A 16201-nucleotide genomic window follows, 5' to 3' on the forward strand; every position below is an offset into this window, starting at 1 on the left:
TCATTGAAAAAAGTTTAATCCCGCAGGCAAGATACCCGCAAAAGCGCATCATTTTCGGACATTTCAGAAATCTTGAGATTTGCGAATGATTTGCAATAGCGTTGACAAAGGTGATTTTATAACAGATGGTATTGCGAATTAGTCGCAACAAAATCTGGTGAGCACGTGAACGTCCATAAATTCCGCCACGCCATTTTCGCTTTCTCGCTTTTTCTTCCGGGCGTCGGCTTTGCCCAGGAAAAACCTGTTGTCGTGACCACCTTTACCATCATCGCCGATATGGCGCGCAACGTAGCGGGTGACGCGGCCGAGGTGGAAAGCATCACCAAGCCCGGCGCGGAAATCCACAATTACCAGCCGACGCCCCGCGACATTCTGAAGGCCCGCAAGGCCGATCTGGTGCTGCGCAACGGACTCAATCTGGAATTGTGGTTCGAGAAGTTCCTGACAAATCTCTCCGGGGTGCCTGATGTGACGGTGAGCGATGGTGTGAAGCCGATGGCGATCAGCGGCGGCGCCTATCAGGGCAAGCCCAATCCGCACGCCTGGATGTCTCCCGATAACGCCTTGATCTACGTCGAAAATATTCGCAAGGGCCTGAGCGAGATCGACCCCGCCCACGCCGATGTCTACGCCGCCAATGCCAAGGCCTATTCGGACAGGATCAGGGCCACGGTGCAGCCGATCCGCAATGAACTTTCGGCCCTTCCGGAAAACAAGCGTTGGTTGGTGACGAGTGAAGGCGCCTTTTCTTATCTCGCCCGCGATTTCGGCCTGAAGGAATTGTTCCTCTGGCCGGTCAACGCCGATAGTCAGGGCACGCCGCAGCAGGTTCGGGGTGTGATCGACGCCGTGCGCGAGCATAATATCCACGTCATCTTCAGCGAAAGCACCGTTTCCGCCGATCCCGCCCAGCAGGTGGCCAAGGAAACCGGTGCGGCTTATGGCGGCATTCTCTATGTGGATTCGCTGAGCGAGGCTGATGGTCCCGTCCCGACTTACCTGGACCTGCTGCGTGTGACGAGCGAAACAATCGCCAAGGGACTGTCTTCATGAGAATGGGGAGTAAAAAATCAGGCGGCGGCCTGACGGTTCAAAATGCGACAGTGACCTATCGCAACGGCCACACCGCATTACGAGATGCCAGCTTCTCCATTCCCCGCGGAACGATCACGGCACTTGTCGGCGTCAACGGCGCCGGCAAGTCCACGATTTTCAAGGCGATCATGGGTTTCGTTCCTTTGGCCGCCGGTTCCGTCTCGATCTTCGACCTGACGGTGAAGGAGGCGCTGAAGAAAAACCTCGTCGCTTACGTGCCGCAGGCGGAAGAGGTGGACTGGAGCTTTCCGGTGCTGGTGGAAGACGTGGTGATGATGGGCCGTTATGGCCACATGAATTTCCTGCGCATCCCCTCGAAGCGCGATCACCAGATGGTGGAAGAGGCGCTGAAACGCGTCAACATGCTCGACTATCGCAAAAGGCAGATCGGCGAACTCTCCGGCGGGCAGAAGAAGCGCGTGTTTCTGGCCCGCGCGCTGGCGCAGGAAGGGCAGGTGATCCTGCTGGACGAACCTTTTACCGGTGTCGACGTGACGACGGAGGAGCAGATCGTCGCGCTTTTGAAGGCGCTGCGCGACGAGGGCCGCGTCATGCTGGTCTCCACCCACAATCTTGGCAGCGTTCCGGAATTCTGCGACCGCGCCGTCTTCGTCAAGGGTACGGTTCTGGCGTCGGGCAAAACAAGCGACACCTTTACAGAGGAAAACCTGCAAAGGGCTTTCGGCGGCAGCCTGCGCCACTTCGTTCTCGGCGGGGCAGAGTTGCATAGCGACGCCGATCCGCGCCGCCTGAAGGTCATAACCGATGACGAGCGGCCCTTCGTGATCTACGGCAAAAATGGCCAGGACAGGCGCGATTCTGAGGCTCCGAAAGAGAAAGCCGATGATTGACACCCTTCTTGAGCCTTTCACCTATGGTTACATGTTGAACGCCATCTGGGTCAGCGCACTGGTGGGCGGTGTCTGCGGCTTTCTCTCGGCCTATCTGATGCTGAAGGGCTGGTCATTGATCGGCGATGCGCTTTCCCACGCCATCGTTCCCGGCGTTGCCGGAGCCTATATGCTGGGCCTGCCCTTTTCGCTCGGCGCGTTTCTCTCCGGCGGGTTGGCGGCCGGGTCCATGCTGTTTCTGAATCAGAAGACACGGCTCAAGGAAGATGCGATTATCGGCCTGATCTTCACCTCGTTTTTCGGGCTTGGCCTGTTCATGGTATCGCTCTCGCCGACCTCGGTGAATATCCAGACCATCGTGCTCGGCAATATCCTCGCCATCACTGCTGAAGACACCATCCAGCTGGCTTTGATCGGCGGTATCAGCCTCCTTGTGCTTTCGCTGAAATGGCGCGACTTCATGGTGGTGTTCTTCGATGAGAACCACGCCCGCACCGTGGGGCTGAAACCGGAAGTGCTGAAGGTGATCTTCTTCACCCTGCTGGCCGCCTCCACGGTTGCCGCCCTACAGACTGTCGGCGCTTTCCTCGTCGTCGCCATGGTGGTGACGCCGGGCGCTACTGCCTATCTCCTGACCGACCGTTTCGAGCGGCTGATCCTGATGAGCCTCATCATCGGCGCGGCCACCAGCTTCATCGGCGCCTATCTCAGCTATTTTCTCGATGGCGCGACCGGCGGCGTCATCGTGGTGCTACAGACGGCGATCTTCCTTGCCGCCTTCGTCTTTGCACCCAAACACGGCCTGCTCGCCTCGCGCGCCAAGGCGCGCAGGGCGCTGGAGGAAACGCCATGAGCGAATATCTCGAACTGGCCATACTGCCGTTTCAACTGCCTTTCATGCAATATGCCTTCCTGATCACGCTGATGATCGCGGTGCCCATGGCAATGCTCTCCTGTTTTCTGGTGCTGAAGGGCTGGTCGCTGATGGGGGACGCCGTTTCCCATGCCGTGCTGCCCGGCGTGGTGGTGGCCTATATCGTTGGCATCCCGCTTTCCATCGGGGCCTTCATCGCGGGCATGATATGTGCCCTCGGCACCGGTTTCATCAAGGAAAACAGCCGCATCAAGGAGGATACGGTGCTCGGCATCGTCTTTTCCGGCATGTTCGGGCTGGGACTGGTGCTTTACGTGAAGGTGCAGAGCGACGTACATCTCGACCATATCCTCTTCGGCGACATGCTCGGCATCGCGCCCTTGGACATGCTGGAGACGGGCGTGATCGCGCTTTTCGCCACTCTGTTTCTCGGCATCCTGCGCAAGGATCTGCTGGTCAACGCCTTCGATGCGCAACATGCAAGAGCCATCGGGCTGCCCGTGCGTGTGCTGCATTATGGCCTGCTGATGGTGCTGTCGCTCACCGTAGTCGGCGCGCTGAAGGCGGTTGGCATCATTCTCTCCGTCGCCATGCTCGTCGCACCGGGCGCAATCGCCTTCCTGCTGACCCGGCGTTTTTCCGCCATGCTGCTGGTGGCCATTGCGGTTGCGGTCGCCTCGTCGCTTGCGGGCATATGGCTGAGTTTCCTGATCGACAGCGCTCCCGCCCCCACGATCGTGCTCTTCATGAGCGTCACCTTCGTCGCGACATTCGTCCGCACCATCTGGAAAACCCGCCGTACCGACACGGCCCGTGAGACGGCAATATAAAAGAACGATTTTTACGGGCGCGTGGAACATTTTCTCCTTTTGCGCGTCATTTTATCGAGCCTGTCGCGGGGCGGCGGCTCGGGAAAATTTCGCAAAAGGGGAAGCGCCATGCTTAAATGGGCTCTTATTTTCTTTGTCATTTCTTTGATCGCAGGCGTGTTCGGCTTTACCGGCATTTCGGCAGCCGCAGCCGGCGTGGCCCGCATTCTGTTCTTCATCGCCGTGGTGATCTTCCTGGTCTTCCTCGTGCTTGCACTGATGGCCGGAAGCGCCGTCGTCTGAATGAAAAAGGCGACCGGTTGTCACGCCGGTCGCCCTCCTCTCTCCCTTAAAATCCGTCAGCCCGTCCAGCCGCCATCAATGACATGGATCTGGCCGGTGGTGAAACCTGCTTCGTCTGACGCGAGGTAGGTGACGAGCGCTGCGATCTCTTCCGGCGTGGCGATGCGGCCCATAGGCTGGCGCGCGATGAAATCTGCAAGAGCCTGTTCGTAATTGCCGGTGGCGCGCAGACGATCGTGCAGCGAAGGGCTATCCACCGTTCCGGGGCAGATGGCGTTGCAACGAATGCCCTTTGTCACGAAGTCCGCCGCAATCGCCTTGGTCAGGCCCACAACGGCGGCCTTGGAAGCGGTGTAGGCAAACCGGTTTGGCACGCCCTTTACGCTGGAAGCAACCGAGGACATGTTGACGATTGCGCCCTTGCCCTTCTCCAGCATGCCGGGCAGGAAAGCGCGGCAGGTACGGTACATGGCCTTTGCGTTGAGGTCGAAGGAGAAATCCCAGTCCTTCTCCTCACACTCGAGGATGGTGCCGGAATGAACAAAACCGGCGCAGTTGAACAGCACATCCGCATGGCCGATATCGGCGGCAAAATCTTTTACGCCATCGCCGTCGAGCACGTTCAGAACCCGCGTCTCTGCCCCCTTGAGCGTAGAAAGCGCCTGCTCATTGATATCGGTGGCGATGACGCGCGCCCCGAGCGACACGAACCGCTCTGCCGCCGCCCGCCCGATACCCTGACCGGCCGCGGTGATCACCACTGTCCGGCCGTTAAAATCCTGCACCATGAATAGCCTCCCGCTAAGGCACGCCCGCCTGCCGGGGCAGAGCCGTTGAATTTCAGTGATCTCAAATATGGATCGACAATTCATATGTAAACGCGGTATTCATATGGCGTCAAGCAAACTTGCGTGGACAGTCGGTATAGGGCAAGCCTATTTTCAGGCCCAGCCCGGCGCCGGCGACCATACACACCATCATCATCGAGGCCAGATGACCGACGACGACAGCGAAAGATATCGCGCTCCCGCCCTCGACAAGGGCCTGGACATTCTCGAACTTCTGGCCCGCACCGATGGCGGGCTGACACAGATCGAGATCGCCAAGTCCATCGGAAAGAGCCCCAACGAGCTTTACCGCATGCTGGACCGGCTGGTACGCCGGGGTTATGTGCAGCGGCTTGACGGCGATCGATTCTCTTTGACGCTGAAGATGTTCGGGCTGGCGCATTTCCATGCGCCGATCCGCCGGCTGGTTTCCTTCGCGGCCCCTGTCATGCGCGATTTTTCGGCGAGTGCGGAGCAGGCCTGCCATCTGGCGGTCCATGATCGCGGCAGCGTTGTGGTCATTGCCCAACAGGAATCATCCACCTACTGGGCCATGTCCATGCGTGTCGGCGCGCAGATGAGCCTGTTCCACACCGGCTCGGGCCACGTGCTTCTGGCCTTCCAGACAGAAGCGCAGCGCCAGATCATGATAACCGAACAGGTGCGCGGCAGCGGCGAGACCATACCGCAGGGTCTTGCCGATCGGCTGGCAGAGGTGCGCAAGAACGGCTTCGAATCGATGGACAGCCTCCAGACCGCCGGGGTCCGCAATATTTCCGCTCCGGTGCTGACGCTCGATGGCACCGCGCTGGCCGTGATCACCTGCCCCTATATTACCCCTCTTGGCGGCAAGGCGCCCACACGCGAGGCCTGCGAGGTGTTGATCCGCGAGGCAGCAAAACGTATCTCCGAGATCGTGACGGGCACTATCTGAGCACAAAAAAACGCGACCGGCAGGGACCCGATCGCGTTTCAGTTGACTGGAGATTTATGTCTCGTAAACGTCGGGGGAACGTGGATGGTTCCCCCTTTTTTCGTCAGGCGGCGGCGGCCGTCAGTTCCTTGCGCACCATTTCGCGCAGCGTCACCAGATCCTTGGCGAAGAGGCGGATACCTTCCGAGAGCTTCTCGGTGGCCATTGCGTCTTCGTTCAGCGCCCAGCGGAATGCCTTCTCGTCCAGCGACTGCAGCGGCTCGGCCTTGACGTTTTCTGCCGAAAGCTTGCGCTCCAGCTTGCCGGTATCCTTGTCCAGCTCTTCCAGCAGCGCCGGGCTGATCGTCAGGCGGTCGCAACCGGCAAGCGCTTCGATTTCGCCGACGTTGCGGAAGGACGCGCCCATGACGACGGTGCTGATGCCATTGGCCTTGTAGTAGTTGTAGATGCTGCGCACGGAAACGACGCCCGGATCGGTCTCAGCGGTGTAGTTTTCGCCGGTCGACTTCTTGTACCAGTCAAGGATACGGCCGACGAAGGGCGAAATGAGGAAGACCTTGGCTTCGGCGCAGGCAATCGCCTGAGCCTGCGAGAAAAGGAGCGTCAGGTTGCAGTCGATGCCTTCGGACTGCAGCACTTCGGCAGCCTTGATGCCTTCCCAGGTGGAAGCAAGCTTGATGAGGATGCGTTCACGCTCGATGCCGCGCTCCTTGTAGGCGGCAATGATGTGGCGGGCCTTCGTGATGGAGGCTTCGGTATCGAATGAAAGGTCGGCATCGACTTCGGTCGATACGCGGCCCGGCACGAGGCCGGCAAGCGCTGCCCCCACGGAGATGGCCAGTCGATCGGCAACGGCGGCAACAACGGCGTCGGACTGACCGCCCTGCTTCTTGCCCCAGGCGACGGCTTCCTTGACCGCATCGGCAAATGCCGGCGTGCCAAGCGCCTTCAGAACGATGGTCGGGTTGGTGGTGCAATCCACCGGCTTCAGGCGGGCAACCGCCTCGATATCGCCGGTGTCGGCAACGACCGTGGTGATGGCGCGAAGTTGTTCGAGTTTGGATGTCATATCTAATGATCCTTCATGATCTCTTGAAAACTTGCTCAGCCGTCATTTCGTTCCCGCACCATGGGTGCGCCCAAGGCCGAAATCGCGGTTTCGTCGGCTTCGACTATCGCAAGCCGCACGGTCGAAAGTCAAGACATTTGCGCATCGCAATTGACATAAGTTTCATGCCTGCGATACTCGGCGAACATAATGAATGGCGGAAACCGTGGCAAAACTGAGAAGAGAAACCCATACGGCCTATTCGGAAGCGGCTTCGCTGCGGCTGCGGGCGGCATGGCTCTATTATAATCAAGGCATGACGCAGAAGGACGTCGCCGAAAAACTGGGTATCAGCCGCTCCACCGTCATCCGCCTGCTGGACGAAGCGATGAAGCGCTCCGAAGTGCAGATATGGATCAATGAGGGCATCGAAGATTTCGTCTCGCTGGCTGGCCAGCTTGAGGCGGCTTATGGGCTGGACGAGGCCGTGATCATCCCCTCTCCAGACAAAGCCAGTGCCGAAGGCACCGCCAAGGCTGTCGGGCTGGCGCTCGGGCAATTCCTCTCCGAAGCGGTGCCGAATGGCGCCACCATCGGCGTTGGCTGGGGTCGCACCATGACCGCCTCGCTTTCCAGCTTCCGCCCGCCGCGCCGGGAGAACTGCAAGGTCGTTTCGCTGCTCGGCGGTATCGTCGCCGTGCACCAGACCAATCCGCTCGATTACACTTGGCGGCTGGCGAGCGCGCTCGGCGCGGAATGTTACATGTTCCTCGCGCCGCTGCTGGTGGATTCGGTTGAGACCAAACGGGCGCTGATCGAAAAATGCGGGCTTGCAACGCTGTACGATCTCGCCGAAACGCTCGATCTTGCCATCGTCTCCTGCGGCGATATCGGCCCGCACTCCACATCTTTGTCGGAAGGTTTCATCTCCAGGGAGACGCTGCGCGAACTCATTGACGCCGGCTGCGTCTGCGACACCATGTTCAACTTCATCGATGCCGAGGGCCGCTCGGTCGATCATCCAATCAACCAGCGCGCCATGGCGATCGATCTCGATACGCTGCGCAAGGCCAAACACATCGTGCTTGCCTCCGGCGGCGCCCACCGCGCCATCGCCATCCGCGCCACGATCAAGCGGATCGGCTGCAATACGCTGATAACGGACGAGGCGGCGGCGCGGGCGTTGATGGAGCTGGTTTAGGCGTTGTCAGGCAGCCTACTCAGACACCCCTCATTCCTGTGACAAGCACAGGGATGAGGGAGACTAGCCTCACACCTTTCCCGTTTCCCAACCCAGCATCGCCCGCTTGCGAGTGAGGCCCCAATGGTAACCCGTTAGAGCCCCGCTTTTGCCGACAGCGCGATGGCAGGGAACGACGAAGGACACCGGGTTTGCCCCCACTGCGGCACCCACGGCACGGGAGGCGGTGGGCTGGCCGATATCACAGGCGATGTGCGAATAGGTGACCGCGCGGCCCATCGGGATTTTGAGGAGGCTTTCCCATACCCGCACCTGAAAATCCGTACCGAGCAGCACAACACGCAGCGGCCTGTCCGCCGACCACATGGACGGATCGAAGATGCGGGCGGCATAAGGCGCGGTCGCTCCGCGATCCTCGACATAATCCGCATTCGGCCAGCGGCCGGCCATGTCCTCAAAACAGGCCCTCTCCTCACCCGGATCGGCAAAAGCGCAGCCGGCAAGGCCACGATCGGTCACCATGACCAGCGCAAGACCGAAGGGCGAGGCGTGGAACCCGTAACGGATCGTCAGCCCGCCGCCTTTCGCCTTCCATTCGCCGGGCGACATGGCTTCATGCGTGACGAAGAGGTCGTGCAGTCGTCCCGGCCCCGACATGCCGACCTCGATCGAGGTTTCGAGCAGCGGCAGATCCTCCTCGCGCAAAAGCCGCTTGGCATGATCGAGCGTTACAGCCTGAAGGAATGCCTTGGGCGAAAGGCCGGCCCAGCGGGTGAAAGTCTTCTGCAATTGCGTCGGTGACTGGCCGAGCCTTGCGGCAATGGCTTCGAGGGAGGGCTGCTCGCGATAATCCAGCGTCAAAAGCTCGATGACCCCGCGCACCGTGTCGTAATCGGATCCGATGGGGGTGATGTCTTCGTTCAGCGCAATATTGGCGTTCATCGCAAATCTCCTAACAGTTAAGAGAAAACCATTAAAGCGTGGTCGTCTCCACCCGTTTCTTGCGCCCTGCTCCATTTCTACCGTCATACCGGCCTCGAGCCGGTATCCAGCCAGCCCAAGTCCTTGGGCGGAAGGGAGTCTTTTCCGCTGCGCCGACGCGCGTCGGCTGGATTCCGGCTCAGGGCCGGAATGACGGAGGGAGAGCTGGATTATCCTCTTACATCCGCCGCACCGTCGCCAGCGCACCGCCAAACGCCTTGGCAAAGCTTTCCCGATCATCCGGATTGAGGAACGAGCCGATGTCGGTCGCCCGGCCCTCGCCCGTCACATGCATCGAGACGATGCCGATCTCGTCATGCCGCCTCACCCTGAAACGCGCCCAGAACGGATTGAAGCGATGCTCCACCATTCGTCCGGCAGGGGAGAATTTTCGGATCGACAGGCTGGTGCGCGAGACGCTGACCTCCTCCCGCGCCTTGGCCGCCCGGTAATTGGCGCGGAAAGCGATATAAAGCAGCAGAAAATCCAGTCCGAAAAACAGGCCGATCGGCCACGCTCCAGTGGCGAAGAAAAAGCCGCCATAGATCAGGCAGGCAAATCCCGACAGGATGAGAAGCAGCCGGAAACCGCGGCGGCCAAGCGAACGGTGCGGAACGAGTTCCGCCGCGAAAATCGGCTGGTCGTTGAGCGTATCCACGTTGCTTTCCTTTGGGCGGGCTGGCTATAGATAATCCATGACAATCGCCAAGAAACGATCCAGCACCCAAACCTTGAAAAAGTCAAATCCGGCAGCCGCGCGCAGGCCGGCGCGGGTGAAGACGGCCTATTCCAGGGAGGAGCTCAGCGAAATCTTCCGCCGCTTTTCCATCCAGCGGCCGGAACCGAAAGGCGAGCTGGAACATACCAATCCCTTTACCCTGCTGGTGGCTGTGGCGCTGTCCGCACAGGCGACCGATGTGGGCGTGAACCGGGCCACCCGTGCGCTGTTCAAGGTGGCCGATACGCCGGAAAAGATGCTGGCGCTCGGCGAGGAAGAACTGATCGGTTACATCAAGACCATCGGGCTTTACCGTAACAAGGCGAAGAACGTCATTGCCCTGTCGCAGATGCTGATCGACAATTTCGGCGGCGAGGTGCCGAAGACCCGCGACGAACTGGTGACTCTTCCCGGTGTGGGCCGCAAGACGGCCAATGTGGTGATGTCGATGGCCTTCGGCGTGCCCACGCTTGCGGTGGACACACATGTGTTCCGCATCGCCAACCGGCTCTGTCTTGCGCCGGGCAAGACCCCTGACGAGGTTGAAGACCGGCTGATCCGCATCATTCCCGAAGAATATCTGTTCCATGCCCATCACTGGCTGATCCTGCACGGGCGTTACTGCTGCAAGGCACGCAAGCCGGAATGCGAGCGCTGCGTGATCGCCGATATCTGCAAATCGCCGGAAAAGACCTTCGATATTCCGGCGCCGCTGGTGGAATTACCCGCGCAGCTGTTCGGTTCGGCTGGCGGCGAATGAAGGGTCGCGGCGGCTGACAGCCTTGTGCAGATGCACCATCATGGAGGCCGCAAAAAGCGGCGTCAGCAGGTTGAGGAATGGAACCGCCAGAAAGGCCGCAATGACCAGCCCGGCCATGAAGACGGTGGTGCGGTGTTTTACCCGGAACAGCCGGGCGTCAGCGGGCGAGCGGAAACGCATCGCCGCGAATTCGAAGAATTCCCGGCCGAGCAGGTAACCGTTCACCAGAAAAAACGCGATGAGGTTGATACCGGGAACAAGCAGCAGAAAAAGCGCAACGAGGTTGCCGGCAATGACAACGCCGAAAAACTTGATGGAGGAGAGCACGGCCTCGCCCATCGGCATCGCCTTGCCGGGCGGATCGTCCGGATAGCTCTTTTTTTCAACCACTTCGGCAACATCGTCGAGAAACAGGCCGGCGATGACGGCAGTGACCGGCGAGATGAGCAGCGCCAGTGCCAAAGCCAGCCCTATTCCGGCGAAAATGGCGAAAACGAAGCTCAGCCAGCCCGCCCAGTCCGGCACGCCGGGAATCAGCGCATCTATCCATGGCAGGGCGAAATAGATGAAGATCGAGCGGATGGCGAACCACAGGGCCGCGAGCACGAGAAGGGTGAGCCCCAGTACCTTCCAGAACACCGACCGGGTTTCGGCGGCAAAGAGATTTTGGAAGGCGAGCCGCGCCGCATCAAAAATCATTCGGAACTCCCTGAAGCTTCTCGGGTTGGGGCACTCTCTCAGGAGGAGATAGGCGATGACCCCATCCTGCGCAAGACGGGGACCCAAAAGGTAGATTAGCGCGATCTAAACCGGAGATGGAATTTCTCTTGAATAAAAGGTATCTCTAAAATATAATAATATACCTATCATAATTCGCATTCCGGTCCGGTGGAGGGCAAGGCCGGAAAAGCTATCCCCCACCGTCAAATTGCGGTTCGCACGCTTGTCTGCGCGCGCGCATGCATCATCGTTCAATAAAGATAAGAATGAGGCGTTGGTGGAAAAGCTGCTGTTGAACCTTACGCGCGCCATGAAGGCAGGCACCCCTTCCGAGCGCAAGATCGCCAAATATCTGATCGAACATCTCGACGAATTACCGTTCGAGACGGCGCAGACGCTGGCTGCGAAGCTCGGCCTCAGCCCGATGACGGTCGGACGTTTCCTGCGCTCGCTGGGATACCGGCAGTTCAGCGATATCCGCGCCGATCTGCGCCATGCCGAAGAAACCGCCGGCGCGGACCAGCCCGCAACGGCGGAAGGCGGCGAACGCCAGTCCAACCCGTTTTCACAGCTTCTTTCGCAGCAGATCCAGGCCGTCCAGACCGCCTTCGACATGACGTCCCAGTCAATCTGGCGGCTTGCCATGAACGAGATCGCCACGGCGGGCGATGTCTTTCTGGCAACCTCGCCGGAAGGTCTCGATGCCGGGCGGCATTTCTACGCGCGTCTTCTCGAAAGCCGGGGGCACATCCATTATCTCGGCAGCGACAGCGCCGCCTATGTTGCCCTGTGGGATTTCGACGCCGCGAAGACCCTGCTCGTCATCATGGATTGCGGCGGCAGCCTGTCACCGCTGCAGCGCTTGGCTGCAATGGCGCGCAAGAGCGGCTATCGCACATTGCTGATCACCACGCGCTTTTACGAATGGGGTCCGGAAAGTGCCGACCTCTGTCTCGCCATGCCGCAGGCGCAAAATGGCGGCCAAGGCTTGCTGCAACTGGTTTCCCTGCTGGAATTCACCCTCTGCGCGCTAAGCGCCGGGGCCGATGACGCAACAAAAGCGCGGGCGAAAAACTTTGCCGAGCTGAAGCGCTCGCTACGCGGCTGATCTGCGCTTGGCAGGCGGCAGGATCGAGTGGCCACCACCTGTTTCTTCTCCCGCCGGAGAAGAATCGCGCGGCATCCGTCAGCAAAAATTCCACGCTGATAAGTCAAAGGCTTTCCAGCTCCTGACGATGCCGGTACATGGCGAGAAAACGGCGATAATCCCGCTCATAACGTGGTCCCCGCGCCGGATCGCCTGATATTTCCGCGTTGCCGGGGTACATGGCGGCGCCAGCAGCCGCGAGGCTTGCATGCACCCCGCCGGCGGTTGCCGCTGTCATTGCCGTGCCCAGTAACACCGCATCGGCGGTGGCGGGAACCACGATGCGCTTGCCGGTCACATCTGCATAAAGCTCCATCAGCAGCGGGTTTTTCACATGTCCGCCAGTGACATGCAGGCTCTCCACGGCATAACCGAAACGCTCCATCGCATCGAGCACATGGCGCGCGCCGAGCGCAATCGCGACGGCGGTGCGCCAATAGAGACGGCAGAGACTGTCGAAAGACGTATCCAATGTCAGCCCGCTGATGACGCCGACGGCGTGCGGATCGGCAAGCGGGGAGCGGTTGCCGTGAAAATCCGGCAGCACATGCAGCCGCTCGGCAAAGGCCTCGCCCTCAAGCGCCCGCAATTCCGTTACCCGCGCAACGATGCGGGCATGCAGCGCCGTATCCGGCTCCCCGCCCGCCGCATGCATGCGTACCATATGATCGAGCAGCGCGCCTGTGGCCGATTGCCCGCCCTCCACCAGCCAGTGCCCGGGCAGGATCGCCTGCCAATAGGGGCCCCAGAGGCTATGGCCGGGCATTTGCCGCTCCGACACCGCAACAAGGCAGCTCGAAGTCCCGGCGATCAGCGCAACATGGCGGCCAACATCGGCAGACAGGCATCCGCCCAGCGCCCCCAGCGCGCCGGCATAGGCGTCGATCATTCCCGCAGCGACCTGACAACCGGTGTCGAGACCAAGCTCGGCTGCAGCTTCGGGCGAAAGCGGACCGATGCTTTCTCCCGGCATCACGGTGGTTTCGGGGAGCCCCGCCCGCTCTCTCAAGTCGGCAAGCCCCGCCAGTTCGAGATAATCCGCCTGCCAGCCGGGATTTTCCTGCGCAAGAAAATTCCACTTCGCCGTCTGCGTGCAATTAGAACGTTTTGCTGAACCGGTCGCTTTCCACGTCAGGAAATCCGCCAGATCGAAGGCGAAGGACATGCGCGACCAGCTCCCGGGCATATGCTGCTTCAGCCACATCAGCTTCGGCATCTGCATTTCCGGCGAGACGCTGTTGCCGGCGAAATCCAGCACCCGGTGTCCCGATGCCGTCAGCCGGTCGGCCTCCGATATCGCCCGGTGATCGAGCCAGACGATGGTGTCGAACCGGTCTTCCCCGGTCACGGATACCGAAACCGGCTCACCCCGCCCATCGCGGATGACGAGCGAGCAGGTGGCGTCGAAACCGATTGCAGCAATGCTTTGCGGCGGAACACCCGCCTCGGCAAGCGCTGCCCTTACCACGATGCAGACTGCCTTCCATATGTCGGTGGAATCATGTTCGGCGTGGTTTTCCTGCGGCCTCTGCATCAGGATCGGATGGGTGGCGCGGGCAAGCAGCCGGCCGGCCGCATCGAAAATGCCGGCCCGGGCGCTGGCGGTGCCGACATCGACAGCGACGAGATTTTGACGCTTCAAGACTGCAATTCCATCCCTTGCGCAACGGCCCGGCGACAGCGGCGGCAGGCGAAATCCGTTTTAGCCTGCATCACGTTCCGCTTGGCCGCCCAAACCGCCCTTCCCCACATAGCTGCCGACAAGTTGGACCAAATCCGGCATCGCGTCAAACACGGCATCCGCGCCAAGCCCGGCGATCTTTTCACGGAATGCGGGAAAACGGGCATGCGAACCACCGGTGAAAGCAAAAACGCCCATGCCAGCGGCCTTTGCCGCGACAATACCGGCCGGGCTGTCCTCGATCACGATGCAGTGACGCGGATCGACGCCCATCTGGCGCGCCGCGTGCAGGAAGAGATCAGGCGCCGGCTTGCCGTTCTTCACCATGGTGGCGCTGAAGACATGCGGTTCGAATTTGTCGATCAGGCCGGTCAGCCCCAGCGAATAACGGATACGTTCCGGCTGACTGGAGGAAGCAACACAGCGCCTGAATGGCACAAGCCTGTCGAGCGTCTGCGCAATGCCGTCGATCGGCTGCAACTCGCTTTTGAAGCGCTCGAACAGCGTCGCCCGCATATGATCGAGAAAATCGATATCCGTCTCGACACCGTAATCCTCGAACAACGTCCTTGTCATGCTGGCGACGCTTCGGCCGAGAAAGCGCTCATAGGCTTCCTCCTCCCCCATCGTCACACCCAGATGGGAGAGCATGTCGAGGAGGACGGAGATGGAAACCGGCTCGCTGTCGACGAGAACGCCGTCGCAGTCGAAAATCAAAAGGGGGCCGGTGTCGTCTTCCATCTCATCGTCACTTTTCGGTCAGCTTGTCATCCAGATAAAGCTGCAAGGTCTTCGCTGTACCCTCTTGCCACAGCGTCTTCAGCGCGTGGGCGAAGCGTTTACGGAAAAGTTCCGATTCGGCAACTGCTCCGAAAATATCGTTAAGCGCGAGGAAGGCCATGGGATCGTCCTTGGCCTTGATGGCCGCCGCCTGCAGGCGCTCGGCGCTGGCATCGTTGAAGACGATTTCCTTGCCGCTGTCCGAGGTGCCCTGAAAATAGCGGCACCACAAGGCCGAAACCAGCGAAAGACCGGTGATATCCTCTCCGCGCTCCAGCCGGTCGGCGGTGGAAGGCAGGATGAATTTCGGCTGGCGGTTGGAACCGTCCTGCGCCAGACGCGGAATGGTGTCGCCAATCTTCGGATTGAGGAAGCGCCGCTCGATCAGCGCGAAATACTCATTGAGGTCCGTATCCGGCACCGGCGGAATGACCGGGATGATCTCTTCCTTTTCGAGCTTGGCCAGAAACGCCCGGATCAGCGGATGCTCCATCGCCTCGTGGACAAAGTGGATGTCGAGCAGCGCCGCAGGATAGGCGATTGCCGCATGGCCGCCATTGAGGATGCGGATTTTCATATGCTCATAGGGCGCAACATCGGATACGAACTGCACGCCCGCTTTCTCGAGCGCCGGGCGGCCCGCCGGGAAATTATCCTCCATCACCCATTGCTTGAATTCTTCGCAGAACACCGGCCAATTGTCTTCGATGCCAAAATCGTCTTGGGCGATCTTGCGTTCGCGCTCGCCGGTGGCTGGCGTGATGCGGTCGACCATCGAATTGGGGAAGGCAACGTTTTCGCCAATCCAGTTGGCAAAGGCAGGATCGGACAGGGCCGCCAGCCCGACCACGGCATTTTTCGTGACCTTGCCATTATGCGGAATGTTGTCGCAGGACATGACGGTGAAAGGCTGCACGCCTCTGTCGCGCCGCGCCTTCAGCCCGGCGACGATCAGCCCGAACACGGTTTTCGGCGAAGCCGGATTTCTGCCGTCTTCGGCAATCGCCGGATGCTGCGGATTGAAGGAGCCGGAGGCGTCAATGAAATAACCGCCTTCCGTGATCGTCATGGAAACGATGCGGATCTGCGGATCGGCCAGTTTTTCGATGATCGCCGCGCTGTCTCCGACCGGCAGAATATCGATCATCGGCCCGGTGACACGCGCACCGGTGCGGTTATTGTCCTGCTCCACAACGGTCGTCAGGAAATCCTGTGCGGCGAGTTTTTCGCGCATCACCGTATCCGACGGCAGGACACCCGCGCCAATGATCGCGAAGTCATGGTCCGCTCCGGTGTTGAAGAGGTCGTCGAGATAAACCGCCTGATGGGCGCGGTGGAAATTGCCAACGCCGAAATGCACGATGCCGGCAGAAAGATCGTCCCGGCTGTAGGACGGAACGGCCGCCGTCTTTTTTGCTTCGTCAAGCGTTGTGAGGGAAAGTTTGCATGTCATGTCATGATCCTCGAAG

17 protein-coding genes are annotated in these 16201 nt (G+C 60.2%); 9 read left to right on the forward strand and 8 right to left on the reverse strand.

Annotation, left to right across the window (positions count from 1 at the left end):
- Positions 1–165 precede the first annotated feature (165 nt).
- The 5 genes from ACZ47E_RS20485 (at position 166) to ACZ47E_RS20505 (ending at position 3935) form a co-directional block, all read left to right on the forward strand.
- Positions 166–1056, forward strand: coding sequence for a metal ABC transporter substrate-binding protein (locus ACZ47E_RS20485; RefSeq protein WP_427832847.1), 891 nt, complete (start codon positions 166–168; stop codon positions 1054–1056).
- Positions 1053–1949, forward strand: coding sequence for a manganese/iron ABC transporter ATP-binding protein (locus ACZ47E_RS20490; protein ID WP_035207124.1), 897 nt, complete (start codon positions 1053–1055; stop codon positions 1947–1949). The genes ACZ47E_RS20485 and ACZ47E_RS20490 overlap by 4 nt, the downstream gene beginning before the upstream one ends.
- The gene (locus ACZ47E_RS20495) at positions 1942–2802 is read left to right on the forward strand and encodes a metal ABC transporter permease (protein ID WP_034496805.1); all 861 of its coding nucleotides are present in this window, start codon (positions 1942–1944) and stop codon (positions 2800–2802) included. Before ACZ47E_RS20490 ends, ACZ47E_RS20495 begins: the two co-directional genes overlap by 8 nt.
- Positions 2799–3653 carry a metal ABC transporter permease gene (locus ACZ47E_RS20500; RefSeq protein WP_107327605.1) on the forward strand — a complete coding sequence of 285 codons (855 nt, stop codon included), beginning with the start codon at positions 2799–2801 and terminating at the stop codon, positions 3651–3653. The genes ACZ47E_RS20495 and ACZ47E_RS20500 overlap by 4 nt, the downstream gene beginning before the upstream one ends.
- Positions 3654–3761: 108 nt before the next feature.
- Positions 3762–3935, forward strand: coding sequence for a DUF1328 domain-containing protein (locus ACZ47E_RS20505; RefSeq protein WP_003499086.1), 174 nt, complete (start codon positions 3762–3764; stop codon positions 3933–3935).
- A 56-nt stretch (positions 3936–3991) separates the two neighbouring features.
- On the opposite strand, the gene ACZ47E_RS20510 is transcribed toward ACZ47E_RS20505, so the two are convergent.
- Positions 3992–4723 carry an SDR family oxidoreductase gene (locus tag ACZ47E_RS20510; RefSeq protein WP_004445231.1) on the reverse strand — a complete coding sequence of 244 codons (732 nt, stop codon included), beginning with the start codon at positions 4721–4723 and terminating at the stop codon, positions 3992–3994.
- 205 nt (positions 4724–4928) lie between these two features.
- On the opposite strand from ACZ47E_RS20510, the gene ACZ47E_RS20515 reads away from it, so the two are divergent.
- Positions 4929–5696 carry an IclR family transcriptional regulator gene (locus ACZ47E_RS20515; RefSeq protein WP_034496812.1) on the forward strand — a complete coding sequence of 256 codons (768 nt, stop codon included), beginning with the start codon at positions 4929–4931 and terminating at the stop codon, positions 5694–5696.
- A 103-nt stretch (positions 5697–5799) separates the two neighbouring features.
- On the opposite strand, the gene tal is transcribed toward ACZ47E_RS20515, so the two are convergent.
- A complete protein-coding gene (tal, locus tag ACZ47E_RS20520; protein ID WP_034496814.1) occupies positions 5800–6765 on the reverse strand; it encodes a transaldolase in 966 nt (321 codons plus the stop codon).
- Positions 6766–6970: 205 nt separating this feature from the next.
- Between tal and ACZ47E_RS20525 the strand changes: the two genes are divergently transcribed.
- Positions 6971–7945, forward strand: coding sequence for a sugar-binding transcriptional regulator (locus ACZ47E_RS20525; protein WP_034497564.1), 975 nt, complete (start codon positions 6971–6973; stop codon positions 7943–7945).
- Between the two features lie 69 nt (positions 7946–8014).
- On the opposite strand, the gene ACZ47E_RS20530 is transcribed toward ACZ47E_RS20525, so the two are convergent.
- Both ACZ47E_RS20530 and ACZ47E_RS20535 read right to left on the reverse strand, forming a co-directional pair.
- Entirely contained in the window at positions 8015–8887 is an 873-nt protein-coding gene (locus ACZ47E_RS20530; protein WP_142182727.1) for a methylated-DNA--[protein]-cysteine S-methyltransferase, read from the reverse strand.
- 217 nt (positions 8888–9104) lie between these two features.
- On the reverse strand, positions 9105–9584 hold the full coding sequence (locus ACZ47E_RS20535) for a DUF2244 domain-containing protein (protein ID WP_004445240.1): 480 nt from the start codon (positions 9582–9584) through the stop codon (positions 9105–9107).
- A gap of 37 nt (positions 9585–9621) precedes the next feature.
- Between ACZ47E_RS20535 and nth the strand changes: the two genes are divergently transcribed.
- Positions 9622–10404, forward strand: coding sequence for an endonuclease III (gene nth / locus ACZ47E_RS20540; RefSeq protein WP_006698327.1), 783 nt, complete (start codon positions 9622–9624; stop codon positions 10402–10404).
- Here nth and ACZ47E_RS20545 read toward each other — a convergent pair.
- Positions 10366–11103, reverse strand: a complete 738-nt coding sequence (locus tag ACZ47E_RS20545) for a sulfate transporter family protein (RefSeq protein ID WP_278067595.1) — start codon at positions 11101–11103, stop codon at positions 10366–10368. The two genes, nth and ACZ47E_RS20545, sit on opposite strands and share 39 nt — an antisense overlap.
- Before the next feature lie 295 nt (positions 11104–11398).
- On the opposite strand from ACZ47E_RS20545, the gene ACZ47E_RS20550 reads away from it, so the two are divergent.
- On the forward strand, positions 11399–12232 hold the full coding sequence (locus ACZ47E_RS20550; RefSeq protein WP_278067596.1) for a MurR/RpiR family transcriptional regulator: 834 nt from the start codon (positions 11399–11401) through the stop codon (positions 12230–12232).
- 103 nt (positions 12233–12335) lie between these two features.
- On the opposite strand, the gene ACZ47E_RS20555 is transcribed toward ACZ47E_RS20550, so the two are convergent.
- From ACZ47E_RS20555 to ACZ47E_RS20565, 3 genes are read right to left on the reverse strand one after another with little or no spacing between them, the layout of a single operon-like run.
- The gene (locus ACZ47E_RS20555) at positions 12336–13913 is read right to left on the reverse strand and encodes an FGGY-family carbohydrate kinase (protein ID WP_006698329.1); all 1578 of its coding nucleotides are present in this window, start codon (positions 13911–13913) and stop codon (positions 12336–12338) included.
- Positions 13914–13973: 60 nt separating this feature from the next.
- Entirely contained in the window at positions 13974–14693 is a 720-nt protein-coding gene (locus ACZ47E_RS20560) for an HAD family hydrolase (protein ID WP_112636892.1), read from the reverse strand.
- Between the two features lie 7 nt (positions 14694–14700).
- Complete coding sequence (locus ACZ47E_RS20565) at positions 14701–16185, reverse strand: mannitol dehydrogenase family protein (RefSeq protein WP_278067597.1); 1485 nt, start codon at positions 16183–16185, stop codon at positions 14701–14703.
- Positions 16186–16201: the final 16 nt, after the last annotated feature.

It is taken from the genome of Agrobacterium sp. 5Ca39, from assembly GCF_055382365.1.

Bases quoted from the DNA above. Each gene is read 5' to 3' on its own strand.
- ACZ47E_RS20490 (WP_035207124.1), top strand. From the start codon at position 1,053: ATGAGAATGGGGAGTAAAAAATCAGGCGGCGGCCTGACGGTTCAAAAT.
- ACZ47E_RS20495 (WP_034496805.1), top strand. From the start codon at position 1,942: ATGATTGACACCCTTCTTGAGCCTTTCACCTATGGTTACATGTTGAAC.
- ACZ47E_RS20500 (WP_107327605.1), top strand. From the start codon at position 2,799: ATGAGCGAATATCTCGAACTGGCCATACTGCCGTTTCAACTGCCTTTC.
- ACZ47E_RS20505 (WP_003499086.1), top strand. From the start codon at position 3,762: ATGCTTAAATGGGCTCTTATTTTCTTTGTCATTTCTTTGATCGCAGGC.
- ACZ47E_RS20510 (WP_004445231.1), bottom strand. From the start codon at position 4,723: ATGGTGCAGGATTTTAACGGCCGGACAGTGGTGATCACCGCGGCCGGT.
- ACZ47E_RS20515 (WP_034496812.1), top strand. From the start codon at position 4,929: ATGACCGACGACGACAGCGAAAGATATCGCGCTCCCGCCCTCGACAAG.
- tal (WP_034496814.1), bottom strand. From the start codon at position 6,765: ATGACATCCAAACTCGAACAACTTCGCGCCATCACCACGGTCGTTGCC.
- ACZ47E_RS20530 (WP_142182727.1), bottom strand. From the start codon at position 8,887: ATGAACGCCAATATTGCGCTGAACGAAGACATCACCCCCATCGGATCC.
- nth (WP_006698327.1), top strand. From the start codon at position 9,622: ATGACAATCGCCAAGAAACGATCCAGCACCCAAACCTTGAAAAAGTCA.
- ACZ47E_RS20545 (WP_278067595.1), bottom strand. From the start codon at position 11,103: ATGATTTTTGATGCGGCGCGGCTCGCCTTCCAAAATCTCTTTGCCGCC.
- ACZ47E_RS20560 (WP_112636892.1), bottom strand. From the start codon at position 14,693: ATGGAAGACGACACCGGCCCCCTTTTGATTTTCGACTGCGACGGCGTT.
- ACZ47E_RS20565 (WP_278067597.1), bottom strand. From the start codon at position 16,185: ATGACATGCAAACTTTCCCTCACAACGCTTGACGAAGCAAAAAAGACG.